Source organism: Paracoccus sp. C2R09 (genome assembly GCF_018860625.1).
GTDB lineage: Bacteria > Pseudomonadota > Alphaproteobacteria > Rhodobacterales > Rhodobacteraceae > Paracoccus.
Genome location: NZ_JAHKQB010000023.1, coordinates 101,295 through 119,194 on the forward strand (window position 1 = coordinate 101,295; position 17,900 = coordinate 119,194).

Here is a 17,900-nt window from a genome sequence, read left to right on the forward strand (position 1 = left end):
TGCGTTCAGCGGTCGAAGCGCGGCCAATCCGTGATGGGTCCGCGCCGTTCCTCGTATGCGCGGGCCATCGCGAAGACCTGCGTGTCGCAGAAGCGGGGCGCGACGATCTGCAGACCGATGGGCATGCCGCTGCCCGAGAAGCCGCAATTGATGGAACAGGCGGGCTGTTCGCCCATGTTCCAGGGAACGGTGAAGCAGATATGTTCGAAGGGGCGGGCGGGATCGTTCGTGGGCGATGCCCAATCCGCAGGATAGCTGACATTGGGGTTCACCGGAGAAATGATCGCATCGACCTGCTGGAACGCCTCGGCGGTCGCGCGGCGCATGGCGAAGGTCTGGTCGAACCCCTGCGCGACCCGGACGGGCGATGCATCGGCCCCGGCCTCGGCCCATTCGCGGATATAGGGCAGGATACGGGCGCGGGCCTCGGGGCGCAGCGCCTCCATCATGCCCCAGAACCGCGCGCGCCAGGCCACGTCCAGCCCGTCCAGCATCGTGCGCGTCAGAACCGGCGCGACGGGAACGACGATGGCGCCCATCTCCTCGAAAACGCGTGCGGCATCCGTCACCGCGGCCACGACCTCGGGCTCGGGGTCGATGCCGCAGCCCGCATCCAGCATCAGCCCGATCCGCATTCCGCGCAGATCCACGCTTGCACCTTCCCAGTCCAGATCCTGATGGGGCAGCGCCGTGGCATCGCGCCAGTCGGGCCGGGTCATCGTCGGCATCATCAGCGCGGCATCGTCCACCCTGGGCGTCATGGGCCCCGCACAGCGCCCGGTATAGTAGGGATCGATCGGGATGCGCCCCTGCGTGGGCTTGAACCCGAACAGCCCCGTCCAGCCTGCGGGCAGCCGAACCGATCCACCGATATCGGTGCCCACATGCAGCGGACCGTATCCTGCCGCCGCGGCCGAGGCCGCCCCGGCGGACGAACCGCCGGGATTTTCCGTCAGCTTCCACGGGTTCAGCGACAGCTGGTGAAACGTGGACAGGCCCGATGACAGCATCCCGTAATCCGGGCAGGTCGTCTTGGCGAAGATGACCGCGCCATCCTCGCGCAGGCGCGCGGCGGTGGGCGCGTCCTCGGGGGCGGGCACCGGATCGATCGCCGCGGTGCCCATCGGCACGATCTCTCCCTTGGTGGCGATCAGTTCCTTGACCGTTACCGGCATCCCGTCCAGCCGACCCATGGGGCTGTCGGCCATGTACCGCGCCTCGGACGCACGGGCATCGTCCAGCGCGCGTTCGGGCGCGAAGGCAAAGAGCGCGCCCACGGACGGCTCGCTCGCCTCGACGCGCGCGATCAGCGCGGTCATGTATTCGACGGGCGACAGGCTCCGGTCGGCGAATGCGGCAAGCACGCGCCGGGCGGACAGGTCGAGGATATCGGACATCGTTCTTCTTTCGCCTTCGGGTTGGGATCAGACGGGCGCGCGATTCCTGCGCCCGATCACGTTCAGCGTGGGTTCGGCGGCCAGCAGCTTGCGGGTATAATCCTGCCGTGGTTCGTCCAGCACCTGCCGGGCGGGGCCGGTCTCGACCAGGCGACCGTCCTGCATCACGGCCACCTCGTCGCAGATCTCGTCCACGACGCCGATGTTATGCGTGATGAACAGCACGCTGATCCCGTGTTCGTCCCGCAGCTTCAGGATCAGTTCCAGGATCTGCTTCTGCACCGTCAGATCGAGGGCCGAGGTCGCCTCGTCCGCGACCAGCAGGCGCGGCCTGGTGATCAGCGCGCGGGCGATGGCGATGCGCTGGCGCTGTCCGCCGCTGAATTCATGCGGGAACCGGTCGGCGTCGGCGGCGGCCAGCCCGACATCCTCCAGCAGGTCGGCCACCAGCCTGCGACGCGCGGCACCACGGGGGGCCTCCGGGTCCAGATAAAGCGGCTCGGCCACGATGCGGCCGACGCTCTGTCGGGGGTCGAGCGAGCCGTAGGGGTCCTGAAACACCATCTGGAAATGCCGCCGCGCCCGTCGCAATTCGCGCGGGGTCATGGCGAACAGGTCGCGCCCGTCGATCAGCACCTGCCCCGAAGTCGGGCGATCCAGCGCCATGACCAGCTTCGCAAGGGTGGATTTTCCGGAACCGCTTTCGCCCACGACGCCCAGGATGCGGCCTTCGCGCAGGGTCAGGGACACGTCGTCCAACGCGCGCACCACGCCCTGCCCCAGTTCGAAATGGCGCGACAGGTTCTTGACCTGCAGGATATCAGCCATCGGGGGCCTCCAGCGATGCGCGCACGCGTCTCGGCATGGCCGAGATCAGCTTGCGGGTATAGTCGTGGGTGGGGCGGCGCAGGACGGCTTCGGTCTCGCCCTCCTCCATCCGGTCGCCGCGATACATGACCAGCGTCCGGTCCGCGATCCGCGCGATCACCCCAAGGTCATGAGAGATCAGCATCAACGAGATCCCCAGATCGGTCACCAGATCGTCGAGAATGTCCAGAACCTCGGCTTGGACCGTCACATCCAGCGCGGTCGTCGGTTCGTCCGCGATCAGCAGGTCGGGTTTCAGGGCGAGGGCGATGGCGATGCCCACGCGTTGGCGCTGGCCCCCCGACATCTCGTGCGGGAAGCTGTCGATGCGTTCGGATGCGCGCGGGATGCGCACCATCTGCAACAGGCGCAGGGCCTCGGCCCGGGCATCGCCGCGCGACATGCCCTGGGTCAGGCACAGCCCCTCGGCGATCTGGGCACCGACCCGCATGGCCGGGTTCAAGGCGGTCATCGGTTCCTGGAAGATCATCCCGATCCGCCGACCGCGTATCCCGCAGAGCTGGCGTTCGGACATGCCCAGGATGTCCTGCCCGTCGAGCAGGATCTGCCCGCTGGCCCGCGCGGTCCGCGGCAGCAGGCCCATCACCGCCAGCGACAGCACGGATTTGCCCGATCCGCTTTCGCCCACGACGCCCAATGTGCGGCCCTTGGGCAGGTCCAGGTCGATGCCGTGCAGCACCTCGGCCGCGGGGCCCCGTTCGCGCGCAAAGGACACGCGCAGATCCCTGATGCTCAGCATCATGATGCCTGCCTCCTTCGCGGATCGGTAAGGTCGCGCAGCCCGTCGCCTAGCAGGTTCAGGCCCAGCACGGCGACGGCGATGGCCAGCCCCGGCGCCAGCACCAGATGCGGCGCGGCCGAGATGTAGGTCTGCGCATCGGCCAGCATCCGCCCCCAGCTGGGCGTCGGCGGCGCGACCCCCATGCCCAGGAAGGACAGCCCCGCCTCGGACAGGATGCCGAGGCCCGTCTGGATCGCCAGCTGCACGATGATCTGCGCCTGAATGTTCGGAATGACGTGCTGCACCGTGATCAGCGCCTGCCCCTTGCCCGCCATCCGCGCGGCCTGCACGAAATCGCGCGCCCAGATCTGCATCGCGGCGGCCCGCGATATGCGCGCGAAGACCGGCACCATGAAGATCCCGATCGCGGTGATCGAGGTCAGCGCCCCCGGTCCCATGAGCGCCCCCAGAAGGATCGCCGACAGGATCGGCGGGAACGAGAACAGAACCCCGTTCGCGGCCATCAGCACGCGCTCGATCGCGCCGCCACGCGCGGCGGCGGTGACGCCCACCAGCGTGCCGACCGCGCCGCCGATGATGGTCGCGGTGAAGGCAACCCCAAGAGAGGTCCAGGCACCGGCCATGACGATGGAGAAGACATCGCGCCCGATCTGGTCGGCACCCAGCAGCCCGGCCTCGCCCGGGCCCTTCAGGCGGTTCAGCACGTTCATCGCGGTCGGGTCGGCAGGCGTCCAGACCCGGCTGAGAAGCGCCGCCCCGATCAGCAGCGCGGTGATCGCGCCGCCGATGATCAGCGACAGGGGAAGACGCCTCATGTCCGCCCCCTCAGCCGCGGGTCCAGCACGGAATAGAGCGCGTCGACCGCGAAATTGACCAGCAGCACGATCAGGGTGAACAGCAGGACGACGTTCTGAACCACGATCAGGTCGCGCTGCGACAGCGCCTGGTAGGCCAGCGTCCCGATGCCCGGCAGGGTGAAGACATTCTCGACCAGCACCGCGCCCGAGATCAGGAAGGGGATCTGCAGTCCCAGCATGGTGACGACCGGCAGCAGCGCATTCGGCACCGTGTGCCGCCACAGCGCACGGCCGCGCGACATCCCCTTGGCGCGGGCGGTGCGGACGAAATCCTCGTTCGCGACCTCGATCACCGCGGCGCGGGTCACGCGCGTCAGGACCGCCGCCTGCGGGATCGCCAGCGCGATCGCGGGCAGCACCAGCGCGCCCATCGCGGGGGCGAAGCCCGCCCCCCAGCCCGGAAAGCCGCCCGTCGTGAACCACCCCAGGCCCAGTGCCACGCCCAGGATCAGCAGCAGGCCGATCCAGAAGTTCGGCACCGCGATCCCCACCTGCGAGAAGACCGAGGCCAGCGTATCCACCGCCCCGTTCGGCCGGTTCGCGGCCCAGACCCCAAGCGGCAGCGCGATCAGGACCGACAGGACCACAGCCATCGCCGTCAGCGGCAGCGTCACCAGCAGGCGGTCGCCGATCAGTTCGGCCACGGGCGTGTCATAGGTGAAGGAAACGCCCATGTCGCCGGTGGCCAGCCCCGCCAGCCATGCAAGGTATCGCACCCCGAGCGGACGGTTCAGCCCCAGCTCGGCGCGCAGGGCGGCGACGGTATCGGGGGCGGCGCTGGTCCCCAGCATGATCGAGGCGGGATCGCCGGGGGCGGCCTCGATCAGCAGGAAGATCACCAGCGACGCGATCAGAAGGACGGCCAGAAGACCGCCGATCCGCCGTGCGGATCGTGTCAGGAAGGGCATCATACCTCGGCAGTTCAGGGACCGTTACTCGTTCACCCAGTGAACGTCGGTCATGTCGTTCGACGGGACGGGTCCGTTTTCCCAGACCCCTTCCAGCCCAGCATCCCAGACCGCAAGCCGCGGTTCGGAATAAAGAAACAGCGCCGGCAGGTCATGGGCGATGATCGTCTGCGCGCGGGCATAACCCTCGGCCCGCTCCTCGGGGGTCGAGGCGGCGGCGATGGCGGTCATCGTCTCGTCGAACTCGGGGTTGTCATAGTTGAAGTAGTAGGGATCGCGGGCATAGATGTTGATGTCCAGCGGTTCGGCATGGCCGATGATGGTCATGTCGTAATTGGTATCCTGGAACACGTCCTGGATCCACGCCGCCGGAAAATCCGAGCTTTCGATATTCGCGGTCACCCCGATCTGGGCAAAGAACGCCTGCATGATCTCGGCCGAGCGTTGGGCATAGGCGCGGTTCGGCACCTTGAAGGTGAATTCGAACCCGTCGGGATGCCCCGCCTCGGCCAGAAGCGCTTTGGCGGCCTCGGGGTCGTATCCGTATTCGCCCGACAGATCGACATAGAAGGGCGAGCCGGGGGCGAAGTGCGACCCGATGGGGGTGCCGTGCCCGGACTTCACCGCCTCGATCAGCAGGTTGCGGTCGATGGCATGCATCAGGGCCTGCCGGACGCGGATGTCGTCGAAGGGCGGACGTTCGGCATTCATGCCGGCCACGACCTCCATCTCGCCCGTGCCCTCATGCGTGGCGAAGGCCGCGTCGCTTGCGAACTGGTCGAACAGTTCGGGGGCCGAGAATTCGGCCACCACCTGCACCTGCCCCGATTTCAGCGCCGCGACCTGTGCCTGCGGATCCGAGATGAAGCGCGCGACGATGCGGTCCAGTGCGGGCTTCTCGCCCCAGTATCCGTCCCATGCGGACATGATCGCGCGGTCGCCCTTGCGCCATTCGTCCAGCTTGAAGGGCCCGGTGCCCACCGGCGCGGTGCCGTTGGTGTCGACCGATGACGGCTCGACCATGACGGCAGCCGGAAAGCCCAGCCAATAGACAAGATCCGACGAAGGCGCCGACAGCTTCAGCACCAGCGTCGTCGGATCGGGCGCCTCGACGCTGTCGATCGCGGCATAGAGCGCCTTCTGACCATTGGTGGAATCGTCGGCCAGGATGCGCTCGATGGCGAATTTCGCGGTCGCGCTGTCGAAGGCCACGCCGTTCTGGAAGCTCACGCCCTCGCGCAGCGTGAAGCTGTAGGTCAGGCCGTCATCCGACACCTGCCATTCGGTCGCAAGCTGCGGCTGGACCTGGCCGTCGCGGTCGATGGCCACCAGCCCCTCGAACACGTTCTGCCATGTGACCTGCCCCGCCGCCACGGGCGAGCTGACCGTGGGGTCGAGCCCTGCGGGTTCGACCGACTGGACGAAGCTGACCTCGCCCGCGGCAAGGGCAAGCGCAGGGGTGGCCGCGATCATCGCGGCAAGCGAGGCCGATCTGGCAAGGGCGCGAAAGTGCTGTTGCATGGTTGTTCCCTGTCCTTGGGTTGCCTTGCGACGGCGCTGGCCGACGCAGCGGGTGATGCGTTCATGTGCACATCTTATGCATTGATAAGATGGCACTTCCAGTGCCTTGAAAAGTGCCATGATCGTGTCACCGTGCAACGCAATTCGTAGCACCCGGAGGCAAGGCATGGATCGGCAGGCAATAGAACTGTTCCAGGAACTGGCGCGGACGGGGTCGATCCGGCAGACGGCCGAGGCCGTGGGCGTGTCGCCCACCGCCGTCACCCGGCAGCTGGACAAGCTGGAACGGAACTTCGGATCGCCCCTGGTCGAACGCACCCCGCGGGGCGTGCGCCTGACCGCCGCGGGCGAGATGCTGGCCGCCAAGAGCCGCGACATCGCGCGGGAACTGACCCTGACCCATCAGATGATCGACGACCTGAAGGGGCTGCGGCGCGGCCATGCGTCGATCCATGTGAACGGGGCGGCGATCAGCTCGATCCTGGGTCCGGCCCTGTCGGAATTCGCGCTGCTCTATCCCGGCATCTCGGTCGAGGTCTCGGTGACATCGGCCCAGGGGGCGCTGGACGCGGTCGCAATGGGCGCGACGGATCTGGCGGTCACCATGTTCGCCCCCGCCGACAGCCGCATCCTGACCCGATATCGCGGCCCTGTCCGGCACGAGCCCGTCATGGCGCCGGACCATCCCCTTGCCGCCCGCGAGGCCATTGGCATCGCGCAGATGGCCGAGCACCGGCTGGCGCTGCCCGACCGGGGCTTCGGGGTCCGCCGCGCCTTCGACCGGCTGATGCGCGCACAGGGGATCGACCGCTTCGAACCCGCCTTCACGACCTCGTCGATGGAGCTGCAGAAGGATCTTGCGCGCCGGGGTGCGGCGGTGCTGATCCTGCCGCGCATGGCCGTCCGGCATGATCTGGATGCAGGCACGCTGATCGCCCGCCCCTTCGAACCGCGCGCCCGGATCGAGACCCTGCTGGAGCTGGGGCATTCCGTCGCCCACCATCAGAGCATGGCGGCAAGGCGTCTCATCGACTTCCTCGAGGCCTTCTTGCGGTGCCATCACGGCTGATCCCCCGGGTTCCTGTTGGACGTCGCCCGGTCAAGGGTCCATACACGCCCCCGGAGCCGGCGCCGCGACGCCAGATCCGCCCCGACCGGGGCGGGAGGAACAGATGACGAGACAGGTCGAAACATGAGCAATGAACCCAAGATCGCGATCGTGACGGGCGGACTGACGGGGATCGGGGCCGCCGTCGCGCAGCGCTTCGTGCGGGACGGGATGCAGGTCGTGATCGGCGCGCGCCGGGGTGGCGACGCCGAACGCCAGCGCGAGGTGGCCGACAAGCTGGGCGATGCCGCCATGCTGCGCCACCTGGACGTGCGCGATACCGACAGCGTGCAGGAATTCACCGATGCCGTGATCGCCCGCCATGGCCGGATCGACGCCATCGTGAACGCCGCCGGCGTCTACGAGGAGGCCCCCGTGGACGGCCATCCCGACCGAATCTGGAACGACACGATCGACACCAACCTGACGGGAACCTTCAAGATGGTCCGCGCGGTGATGCCTGTCATGCTGCGCCAGAAATACGGCCGCATCGTCAACATCGCGTCGGTCGCGGCCCACCAGGGCATGGCCGACAACGCGGCCTATTGCGCGTCCAAGGCGGGCATTCTGGGCCTCAGCCGCTGCGTCAGCCTGGAAGGGGCCGCGCATGGCGTCACCTGCAACAGCATCAGCCCCACCTGGGTCGAGACTGAGATGCTGCAGCAGTTCATTCAGAACGACATCGCCCAGACCGGCCTGCCCGAGGCCGAGATCCGCGCGCGATACGAGGCGTCGAACCCGCAGGGCAAGCTGGTCCAGCCCGACGAGATCGCGAACCTCGCGGCCTTCCTTGCAAGCGATGGCGCGCGCGCGATCACGATGGCCGATTATCAGGTCAATGCAGGATCGCTCTGGTAGGCCATATCCCGGCCCAACCGGCGGGCCAGCAGCTGCCGGGGGTCGGACAGGCGGCTGAAATCGCCGCCCCCCAGCTTGTCCCACAGAAGACGCGCGGCGGCGTTGTCGTATCGCGCGTCGGCACGGACCGTATCGGGGCTGGCGCGCAGCAGGTTGCGCAGCGCATCGTCCAGCGGTGCCATCTGCAGCCAGGCATCCAGCGGCATGCCGCCCTCGGATGGCAGGCAAACCGGATGATCGGCCATGAGGTTCGCGTATCTTGCGCCCTGTCCCGCGGGGCGGGCAACTAGCGCCCGCGCGGCGGCAGTGACATCGGTCATGCTGAAACGCATCCCCTCCGGGAAACCGCCGCATTCGCGACAGGCCGCAAGGATCAGTTCATAGATGTCCTTCGGGTTCGGCGCATCCAGATCATAGAGCGAGGGCAGCCGCAGGATCGTGGCCGCCACGCCCGAGGCCGCGATGGCATGTTCGGCGGCGATCTTGGCCACACCATAGCCCGAGATGTCGCCCACCGGCGCGACCGGGCCTTCGGGATAAGGCCCGCCCCGGTCGGGAAAGACCGAGTTCGAGCTGGAGAAGGACAGCCCTGCCCCGGCCTCGCGGCAGAAGGACAGGACCGTCCGGATCCCGGCACGCGACCATTCCTCCATCTGCTCGGGCGCGACGGCAAGGTTCACCGTCGCCGCGCAATGGATGACGTGATCGACCTTGGCGGCCAGCTCGGAATGGCTGGCCGGGTCCAGCCCGAAACACGGCTGATCGATGCTGCCCTCGAGGGCCACGAAACGGTCGGGCGCGACACCCAATGCCGCCGCGCGTTCGGCCAGCCGCGCCTCGGGTGCGCGGTTGCGGGGCCGGACCAGGCAATAGACCACCTGATCCGCAGGCAACTCTCGCGCGGCCTGCGCCAGGACATGCCCGCCCAGGAAACCCGTGGCCCCGGTCAACAGGATGCCCCGTCGCGTGAAATCCGTAACAGCCCGGGCAACGGTCCTGTCGGTCAGCAATTCATGCAGCCGCATCAGGGGCAGGTTCAGCGCCCAGTCGAAATCGACGCGGCGCCCATAGGCCTGTTCCAGCGACAGAAGGAAATCGACGCACATGAGGGAATCCCCCCCATGGTCGTGGAACGACCGCCCCGCATCGAAGCCCGCAGGCGGATGGCCCAGGATACGCGCGGCAATGCGCGCGGCGTCGACCAGGTCGCCCGCATCCTCGGCCCCGTCCAGATGGTCGGGCGGCAGCGGAAGCGCCTTGAAGTCGCATTTCCCCGACACCTTGTTGATCGGGATCTCGTCCAGACGCACGAGGAAGCTCGGCACGCAATATCGCGGCAGGATGCCTGCAAGGCGACGCGCCAGGGCATCGGGCATCCGCTGCCAGCCGTCCCCGATCTGCCATCGGTCGCAGTTGCGCCCCGCCTGCGCATCATCGGCGGTATAGTAGAGAAGCAGCACCTGATCGCCCCCCTGCTGCTGCACCCAGGGGATCGCGCGCGCGAATTCCATCTGCTGGCCAAGGGTCTCGGTCAGTTCACGGGTCTGGATGCTGTGACCGCGCAGCTTGAGCATATGCGCGACCCGGCCCAGCACGTGGATCTGCCCGTCGGCGGTCACAAAGCCCCGATCCCCGGTATCGTAGAGCCGCAAGACCTCTCCGTTCAGTTCCACATGGCGGAAACGCTGCGCCGTCTCCTCGGGGCGGTTCACATAGCCCGGCCCCAGCATCCGAGGTCCTTCGAAATGCAGAAGGCCCGGCTCGTCCGGGGGACAGGGGCGGTCGGCCTCGTCCAGCACGATCGCCCGCAGGTGCGGCATGGCGCGGCCCACGCCCGCATCCACCCCCGGCTGCAGGCGGGTCATGCTGATGTCATGCGTCTCGCAGATGCTGTAGAGGTTCCACAGCTGCGCCCGGGGCAGCTTGGCGCGGGCCTCGGCCACCAGGCGCTCCGGCACCACCTCGCCGTTCAGGATGACCCGACGCAGGGGCAGCGATGCGCTGTCCTGCGGCTGCATGGCGCCCAGGGTCTTTTCGAAGAAGGACGGGGTGAACAGCATCTCGTCGATGCGGTTGCGGTCCAGGAAATCCCTCAGCCCGCGCGGCGACATCAGGTCGTTCAAATCCGGGAAGAACAGCTGCCCCCCGTGGCGAAGCGGGCGCAGCAATTCCCATATGGCGAAGATATAGATGCCGACCCGCGACCCGGTGTCGTAGGGCGTGAACGCGTCCCGCCAGCGATACGACAGCCAGGCCGAATCCTGCGTGACGGGGATGCATTTGGGCCGCCCCGTGGTGCCCGATGTCGCCACGAGATAGATCGCATCCTGCGGATCCACGCGGGCCGCGACGGGCAGCGCCCCTTGGCCCGGCACCAGGCAATCGGCAGCCCTGATCACCCGGCAATGGCCCGGCAACTGCCCGTTGCGCGGGGTGTCGCAGCACAGGATCAGGTCGATGCCCAGCTCGTCCACGATATTGGCCAGCACCGCCTGCGGCATGGCCGGGTCGAGATGGACGAAGGGCCGCCCCCCGATCACCGCGGCCACGACCGACGCGGCCATCAGCGTTCCGGGCAGGCCGAAGACGGCGACGGGCCCCGACCCGTCGATCCGGCCCAGCACATGGCCGACGAAACCTGCCAGCTCGCCATAGCTGAGCGCGTGGGCACCATCGGACATGGCGGGCAGATCGCGGTATCGCGCCAGCGCCTCGGCCAGTTCGGCGGGAATGTTGTCATGGGCATGGAGGGGGGTGTCGGGCATGTCGCAAACGCTCGCCTGAAGGTCGCCGGTCGACCACCGCCTTAGGTCAAGCCGCCGGGATTGTCGAGGATCGCCCGCAGGGCCTGCCCGAATCGCGGGCAGGTTCGACGCGATTGCCGGGCCGGGCTTTTCGCAATATCCCCCGCCGCGTATCGTCGGACAGCTGAGATCGGACGGCCACAAGAGGATATCGGGTGAACACGCGCTTTCTGGAGACCTTCGTCACCGTCGCCAATCTGGGCAGTTTCCGCGCCGCCGCCGAAAGGCTGAGCGTCAGCCAGGCGACGGTGTCCAGCCGCATCTCGGCGCTGGAGAACGAACTGGGCGTGAACCTGTTCGACCGCGAATTCCACGCATCCCGGATCACGGTCGCGGGGGCGCTGATCCTCGACAAGGCGCAGCACATCCTGGCGGCGGAACGCCAGCTGCGCGACACGCTGTCCGATCCCGCCCAGGCCGCGGGGCGGGTGCGGCTGGGGCTTGTCACATCGGTCGTGCATACATGGCTCTGCGATCTGATCGAGGAGGTCGCCCGCGTCTATCCCCGGCTGGAGATGGAACTGACGATCGAACCCACCACGAACATCTCCGCGACCTTCGACAGGGGCGGGCTGGACATGCTGCTGACGACCGAGGAACAGCAGGACGAACAGACCGCCTGCATGGCCCTGACGCCGCTGGCCATGGGCTGGTTCGGACCGGCGGGCATGCAGGGCGAGGCGCTGACCCTGGCCGATGTCGTCGCGGGGCCGCTGATCACCTTCACCCGCAATTCGCGCCCCCACGCCAATATCGTGGCGCTGTTTCAGGAACAGGGCCTGCGCCCGTCCATGGTCCATTGCGTGACCTCGATCTCGGCCATCGCGCGGCTGACCGAGCGGGGTCTGGGGATCGCGACGCTGCCGCGCGGCTGCGACCTGCAGGGGCCGGGGCTGTCGGAATTGCGCGTCGATGCCGCCCTGCCCGACCTGCCGCTGTTCTGCGTCTGGCGGCGCAGTTCCGACGCCGCGATCCATCGGGCCATCGCCGATCTGGCGCGGCACTGCGCCGCGGCACATCGCGCGGCCATCGAGGGCTGAGGATGCGGGTGATCGGAAAACCCGATCGCCCCCTGCCGAAATTTCCCGTTTGCCGCATCGGGCTTTTCGACGGACCCTGCCTGAAACGAAATCGACGGCGATGGACCGCATGGCCCGGACCCGTCCAGCAGGCAGGGTGCAGCATGAGCAGGATCCGTTCGACCCAGGAAGCGCAACTGTTCGTCTGGAGCGATGTCGACCCCGATCACGAGGCCGATTTCAACCTCTGGTACGACCGCGAGCACATGGAGGAGCGCGTCCGCATCGAGGGCTTCACCGGCGCGCGGCGCTATCGCGCGGTGTCGGGTTCGGCGCGCCGCTATCTCGCGCTCTATCGTGCAAGCGCGCTGAGCGATTTCACCTCGGCCGCCTATCGCAAGGCGTTCGAACATCAGACCCAGTGGTCGGTGACGAACTTCACCCGCATGTCGAACACGCGCCGCCGCGTGATGCAGGTCGCGCTGGAAGGCGGCTTCGGCTGGGGATCGGCCGTCGCGATGGTCGAACTGGTGCCGGGCGCCGTCGACCAAGATGCGATCCGCGACCGGATGGAGGCCCTGATGGCCGTCGAGGGTGTGCTGCGCGTGCATTACATGATCCCCGACGAGACACTCTCGACGCCCCTGCCCTCCGAGAGCAGCGAGGGCCGCGTGCTGGCCCCCTGCCTGGTCGTCGACACCACGACCGAACCGGTGGCCGAGGCGACACTGCGCCAGCTGACCGAAGGCTTCGAGGGTAATTTGCGCGAGGCACAGACCTTTACCCTGCTATGGTCGCTGGACGAACACGACCTGCCGCCGCTGGCAGGCTGATCAGATCGCCGGGACGGGGGCGCAGATCCCCGGCCGGCCACGAACCAACCAACCGGGAGACAACGACATGAAACGCATTCTTCTTGGCACCGCCATCGCGGCCCTTGCGACCTCTGCCGCGCATGCGGAAACCTGGCAGATGTCGGCGGACGCGCCCGACGGCAACTATCTGACCCAGAACATCCGCGCCTTTGCCGAGGATGTCGCCCGCCTGACCGAGGGCGAGCTGGAAATCGAGGTGGTCTCGAACTCGGTCCTGCTGAAGCGCCCCGAACTGAAGCGCGGCGTGCAGCGCGGCATTGTCCCCATCGGCGAGGTGCTGATCTCGGCCCTTGGAAACGAGGACGCGGCCTATTCGGCGGATGCCGTGCCGCTGCTGGCCACGACCTTCGACGAGGCGAAGGCCCTCTGGGACGCGTCGCGCCCCATCTACGAGGAGAAGCTGGACGAGGAAGGTCTCGTTCTTCTCTATGCCGCGCCCTGGCCGCCGCAGGGGATCTACATGAACGGCGAGGTGACCGATGCCTCGTCCTTCGACGGCGTGAAGTTCCGCGCCTACAACCCCTCGACCGCGCGTCTGGCCGAACTGCTGGGCGCGGTGCCCGCGACCATCGCCACGGCCGAGATCTCTCAGGCGTTCTCGACCGGGGTGATCGACGGGATGATCACCTCGCCCTCGACCGGGGTGGACAGCCAGGCCTGGGATTTCGTGTCCCATTACTATGACGTGCAGGCCTTCATCCCCAAGAACATGGTGATCGTGAACAAGGGTTCCTTCGACGGCCTGAACGAAGGCGTGCAGGACGCACTGCGCGAGGCGGCCGATCTGGCCGAAACCCGCGGATGGGACATGGCCGAGACCGCGACGACCGAGGCCACGCAGACCATGGCCGACAACGGCATGCAGGTCCTGCCCACGCCGGACGGTCTTGCCGCCGATTTCGAGGAGATCGCCGCCACCATGCGCGCCGAATGGCTGGAGCAGGCGGGCGAGGATGGCCAGACCATCACCGACGCCCTGAACTGATCGCGCGGCCCGGTTCCCCTGGCGGGGGCCGGGCCTTTTCCTGCGGGCCGCCGCCCGCGCGACGGAACACGACACAAGGAACATGCCGCGATGGTCCTCACCCGACATCTGTTCAATTTCTGCGGGGCGCTTGCGGCCCTTTCGCTCGTGGGGATCGCGGTGCTGATCCTTGCCCAGATCGTCCTGCGCCTGATGGGCAGCCAGATCCCCTCGGCCGACGATTTCGCGGCATGGGGGCTTTCGGCATCCATCTTCCTGGCGCTGCCGGCGGCGCTGACCCATGGCGACCACATCCGGGTGACATCGCTGCGCAACCTGATGCCCGCCGGACCGGGGCGCGTCGCCGACATCCTGGCCTCGGGTTTCGCCACGGTCCTGATGGCATGGGCCGCATGGGCGATCTTCGCCTATGTCCATGAAAGCTGGGCCTATGACGACGTCAGCCAGGGGATCGTGGCGGTGCCGCTGTGGATCCCGCAATCGGCCATGGCCTTCGGCGCGATCCTGTTCGCGCTGGCCTTCGCGGAACGCACCCTGCGCCTGATCATGGGTCTGCCGGTCGAACGCGACGATGTCGCCGAACAAGCACGGGGGGAATGAGATGGAGATCCTGTCGCAATCCGCCGTCCTCGTCGTCACGCTTCTGGTGCTGCTGGGTCTGGGCGTCTGGGTGGGCGTGGCCCTTCTGGCATCCGCCGTCGTCATCTTCCTGACCTTCACCTCCAGCCCCGTGGATGCGGTGCTGGCCACCACCATGTGGGCGCATTCCGCCAGCTGGACCCTGACCGCGCTGCCGCTGTTCATCTGGATGGGGGAAATCCTCTATCGCACCCGCCTGGCCGAGGATCTGTTTTCCGGCCTTGCCCCTTGGGTCGGGCGGCTGCCGGGGGGTCTTGCACATGTGAATGTCGTGGGTTGCGGCATCTTCGCCGCCGTTTCGGGATCGTCGGCGGCGACCACGGCGACCGTGGGCCGCATTTCCCTGCCCGAGCTGAAATCGCGCGGCTATGACGACAGGCTGGCGATCGGGTCGCTGGCAGGGTCGGGCACGCTCGGGCTGCTGATCCCGCCATCGGTCGTGATGATCGTCTATGGCGTCGCGGCGCAGGTCTCGATCAACCGGCTGTTCATCGCGGGCGTCGTGCCGGGGCTGATGCTGATGGCGCTGTTCTCGGGCTATATCGCGATCTGGTCACGCCTGAACCCCGCCGCCATGCCCGCCCCCGAAACCCGCATCGGCTGGTCCGAGCGCCTGTTGCGCCTGCGCCTTCTGGTGCCGGTCGTGGGTCTGATCATCGGGGTCATCGGGTCGATCTATGCCGGTTTCGCCACCGCGACCGAGGCCGCGGCCATCGGCGTGGCGGGTGCGCTGCTGATCGCCGCGCTCGGGGGGTCGCTGACGCGCGACAGCTTCACGCAGGCGCTGTTCGGCGCGACGCGCACCTCGGCCATGATCGGGCTGATCCTGCTGGGCGCGGCCTTCCTGACATCCGCCATGAGCTTCTCGGGCCTGCCCGCCGACCTGGCCGAGGTGATCTCGAACAGCGGTCTGGGCAAGGCGGGGCTGATCGCCGTGCTGACGGTGTTCTTCGTGCTGCTGGGCTGTTTCCTCGACGGGATCTCGATCGTGGTGCTGACCACTTCGGTGGTGATGCCCGCCATCGCGGCGGTTGGGATCGACCCGGTCTGGTTCGGGGTCTACCTGATCATCGTGGTCGAGATGGCGCAGATCACGCCCCCCCTTGGCTTCAACCTGTTCGTGATCCAGAACCTGACCGGGCGGGGCATCTTCGAGATCACGCGGATGGTCCTGCCCTATTTCCTGATCCTCGTGCTGGCGGTGATCCTGCTGACGGCATTCCCCGGCATCGCCACATGGCTTGTCCAACAAACGATCTGAGAGCGACCATGACCCAAGACCTGCTGAACGCCGCCCGCGCCCAGGCCACCGCCCCCGACTTCACGCGCGTGTTCGACGATCCGGTGACGACCGAGGGGCCCCTGTCGGGGCTGACGGTCGCGGTCAAGGACCTGTTCGACGTGAAGGGATATCCGACCGGCGCCGGCACCGCGCCGGATCCCTTGCGCGCCCCGGCGCAGGCCGACGCGGTCGCCGTCGCGCGGCTTCGCGCGGCAGGGGCGGGGCTGATCGGGCATGCGAACATGACCGAATACGCCTATAGCGGGCTGGGTCTGAACCCCCATCACGGCACGCCGCTGACGCCGCTGATCCAGGGCGCGATCGCGGGCGGCTCGACCTCGGGGGGGGCATCGGCGGTGGCGCGCGGCGTGGCCGACATCGCGCTTGGGACCGATACGGGCGGGTCGGCGCGCATCCCGGCGGCCTTCTGCGGCATCTTCGGCTTCAAGCCGACGGCCGGCACCATCCCCCGCGACGGCGCCGTGCCGCTGTCCCATTCGCTGGACAGCGTGGGCGTGCTGACGCGCGACTCCGCGCTGCTGCGCCCCACGCTGAACGTGCTGCGCGGCACCACGCTGCAGGCCGCCGACATTCCGGGCAGCGTGATCGTGCCGCAGAATTTCGGGCTGGACGGTGCCGACCCCCAGGTGATCGACGCCTTCGAGGACGCGCTGGAGACCCTGGCCGAGGGCGGGATCACCATCCGCCGCCTTTCGATGCAGGTCTTCGAGGATTACCGCGCCCTGCCCGTCTGGCAGTTCAGCGCGGTCGAATCCCGCTGCCATCACGGCGCGGTCTTTGCCGATCACCGCGACCGACTGGACCCGCGCGTCGCCTCGCGCATGGCGCGGGCCGGGGAAACGGACGCCCCCGGCTATGCCCGCACGCTGGTCGCACGGGCGGCGCTGGCGGATCAGGCCGCACGCATCTTCGCCGAGACGCCGATCCTGCTGCCCACCGTCGCGATCATGCCGCCGAAGCTGGCGGATCTGGCAGACGATGCGACCTATGACCGGGTGAACCTTCTGGCGCTGCGCAACACGAGCCTTGCCAACGTGATCGACGGCTGCTCGGTCAGCATCCCGCTGAGCGGGCTTCCGGGCGCCGGGCTGATGCTGACGGCGCCCCGCGGCTGCGATGCCATGGTTCTGGGCATGGCCGAAGTACTGGCATCCGAGCTGTGATCGCGTCCCGCCCGCAGGCCTTCGTCGCGTTGGGCGATCAGCGCTATGCGGTCGGTCATGTCGGTGGACCCCGGTTCGCGGGCATTACCGATCTGGCCGTGGCGGGCGGGCGCATCGCGATCCTGCGCAGGCAGGCCCCCGAACTGCGTTTTCTGTCGTTCGACGGCGGACCGGGCGGCTATGACGTCAACCTGCCGCAATTCACCTGCGGTCACGGTCTGCGCAGGCTGACGCCCGACCTGATGGCGGCGCTGGACATGGACGGGCACAAGCTGGTGTTGCTGGACCCCACGGGCCGGGAATGCGGGCGCATCCATTGCGACGAACGCCCAGGCCTGGGGCGGCCGTTCAACCATCCGACCGATTGCGCGCAGGGTGCGGATGGGCGGATCTATGTCACCGACGGATACGGCAACAGCATGGTCCATGTCTTCGGCCCGGATCACGCCCATCTGTTCAGCTTCGGCGGACCGGGGCGGGCTGCGGGCGAATTCTCGACCCCGCACAGCGTGGTGATCGACGCCGAAGGTCGCGTCTGCGTGGCCGACCGCGAGAACGACCGCATCCAGCGCTTCGATGCGGATGGCCGGGTGATCGACCTGATCGAGGGGTTGCACCGCCCCATGGCGCTGGCGCTGCGGGCGGACGGCGTGCTGCTGGTGACGGACCAGACCCCGCGCCTGTCGGCCTATGCCCCGGACGGACGCCTGGTCGGACGCTGCCGCACCTTCGCGACCTATGCCCACGGAATGGACGTGGCCCCCGACGGCACCATCGCCCTGGCCGAGATGGCTCCGGATCGCGTCACGCTGCTTCGGCCCGTGCCGAACTGA

Annotated in this window: 16 protein-coding genes; 9 read left to right on the plus strand and 7 right to left on the minus strand. The window is 68.0% G+C overall.

From position 1 onward, the window contains the following. Window positions 1–5: 5 nt before the first annotated feature. From KO490_RS08535 to KO490_RS08560, 6 genes are read right to left on the minus strand one after another with little or no spacing between them, the layout of a single operon-like run. A complete protein-coding gene (locus KO490_RS08535) occupies window positions 6–1,397 on the minus strand; it encodes an amidase (protein ID WP_216018992.1) in 1,392 nt (463 codons plus the stop codon). A gap of 27 nt (window positions 1,398–1,424) precedes the next feature. Next, entirely contained in the window at window positions 1,425–2,225 is an 801-nt protein-coding gene (locus tag KO490_RS08540; protein WP_216018993.1) for an ABC transporter ATP-binding protein, read from the minus strand. Continuing rightward, window positions 2,218–3,027: an ABC transporter ATP-binding protein gene (locus tag KO490_RS08545; protein WP_216018994.1), complete on the minus strand. Its 810-nt coding sequence runs from the start codon at window positions 3,025–3,027 to the stop codon at window positions 2,218–2,220. The genes KO490_RS08540 and KO490_RS08545 overlap by 8 nt, the downstream gene beginning before the upstream one ends. Next, window positions 3,024–3,842: an ABC transporter permease gene (locus KO490_RS08550; protein ID WP_216018995.1), complete on the minus strand. Its 819-nt coding sequence runs from the start codon at window positions 3,840–3,842 to the stop codon at window positions 3,024–3,026. Before KO490_RS08550 ends, KO490_RS08545 begins: the two co-directional genes overlap by 4 nt. Next, entirely contained in the window at window positions 3,839–4,795 is a 957-nt protein-coding gene (locus tag KO490_RS08555; protein ID WP_252727081.1) for an ABC transporter permease, read from the minus strand. Before KO490_RS08555 ends, KO490_RS08550 begins: the two co-directional genes overlap by 4 nt. A gap of 21 nt (window positions 4,796–4,816) precedes the next feature. Next, complete coding sequence (locus KO490_RS08560) at window positions 4,817–6,313, minus strand: ABC transporter substrate-binding protein (RefSeq protein ID WP_216018996.1); 1,497 nt, start codon at window positions 6,311–6,313, stop codon at window positions 4,817–4,819. Window positions 6,314–6,479: 166 nt separating this feature from the next. On the opposite strand from KO490_RS08560, the gene KO490_RS08565 reads away from it, so the two are divergent. Both KO490_RS08565 and KO490_RS08570 read left to right on the plus strand, forming a co-directional pair. Next, on the plus strand, window positions 6,480–7,382 hold the full coding sequence (locus KO490_RS08565; protein WP_216018997.1) for a LysR family transcriptional regulator: 903 nt from the start codon (window positions 6,480–6,482) through the stop codon (window positions 7,380–7,382). Window positions 7,383–7,505: 123 nt separating this feature from the next. Beyond that, on the plus strand, window positions 7,506–8,279 hold the full coding sequence (locus tag KO490_RS08570) for an SDR family NAD(P)-dependent oxidoreductase (RefSeq protein WP_216018998.1): 774 nt from the start codon (window positions 7,506–7,508) through the stop codon (window positions 8,277–8,279). Here the strand turns inward: KO490_RS08570 and KO490_RS08575 are convergent. Further along, window positions 8,252–11,044, minus strand: a complete 2,793-nt coding sequence (locus KO490_RS08575; protein WP_216018999.1) for an AMP-binding protein — start codon at window positions 11,042–11,044, stop codon at window positions 8,252–8,254. The two genes, KO490_RS08570 and KO490_RS08575, sit on opposite strands and share 28 nt — an antisense overlap. 194 nt (window positions 11,045–11,238) lie before the next feature. Here KO490_RS08575 and KO490_RS08580 point away from each other — a divergent pair, with 194 nt between their 5' ends. From KO490_RS08580 to KO490_RS16655, 7 genes are all read left to right on the plus strand, one after another. Further along, on the plus strand, window positions 11,239–12,123 hold the full coding sequence (locus KO490_RS08580; RefSeq protein ID WP_216019000.1) for a LysR family transcriptional regulator: 885 nt from the start codon (window positions 11,239–11,241) through the stop codon (window positions 12,121–12,123). A gap of 143 nt (window positions 12,124–12,266) precedes the next feature. Next, window positions 12,267–12,935: a DUF4286 family protein gene (locus KO490_RS08585; protein ID WP_216019001.1), complete on the plus strand. Its 669-nt coding sequence runs from the start codon at window positions 12,267–12,269 to the stop codon at window positions 12,933–12,935. 67 nt (window positions 12,936–13,002) lie between these two features. Next, the gene (locus tag KO490_RS08590; protein WP_216019002.1) at window positions 13,003–13,962 is read left to right on the plus strand and encodes a TRAP transporter substrate-binding protein; all 960 of its coding nucleotides are present in this window, start codon (window positions 13,003–13,005) and stop codon (window positions 13,960–13,962) included. Window positions 13,963–14,052: 90 nt separating this feature from the next. Next, a complete protein-coding gene (locus KO490_RS08595) occupies window positions 14,053–14,562 on the plus strand; it encodes a TRAP transporter small permease (protein WP_216019003.1) in 510 nt (169 codons plus the stop codon). A gap of 1 nt (window position 14,563) precedes the next feature. Further along, window positions 14,564–15,862: a TRAP transporter large permease gene (locus tag KO490_RS08600; RefSeq protein WP_216019004.1), complete on the plus strand. Its 1,299-nt coding sequence runs from the start codon at window positions 14,564–14,566 to the stop codon at window positions 15,860–15,862. An 8-nt stretch (window positions 15,863–15,870) separates the two neighbouring features. Continuing rightward, window positions 15,871–17,067 (plus strand): amidase family protein, encoded by a 1,197-nt coding sequence (locus tag KO490_RS08605; RefSeq protein ID WP_216019005.1) that lies wholly within the window; start codon window positions 15,871–15,873, stop codon window positions 17,065–17,067. Beyond that, the gene (locus KO490_RS16655) at window positions 17,064–17,900 is read left to right on the plus strand and encodes a hypothetical protein (protein ID WP_216019006.1); all 837 of its coding nucleotides are present in this window, start codon (window positions 17,064–17,066) and stop codon (window positions 17,898–17,900) included. The genes KO490_RS08605 and KO490_RS16655 overlap by 4 nt, the downstream gene beginning before the upstream one ends.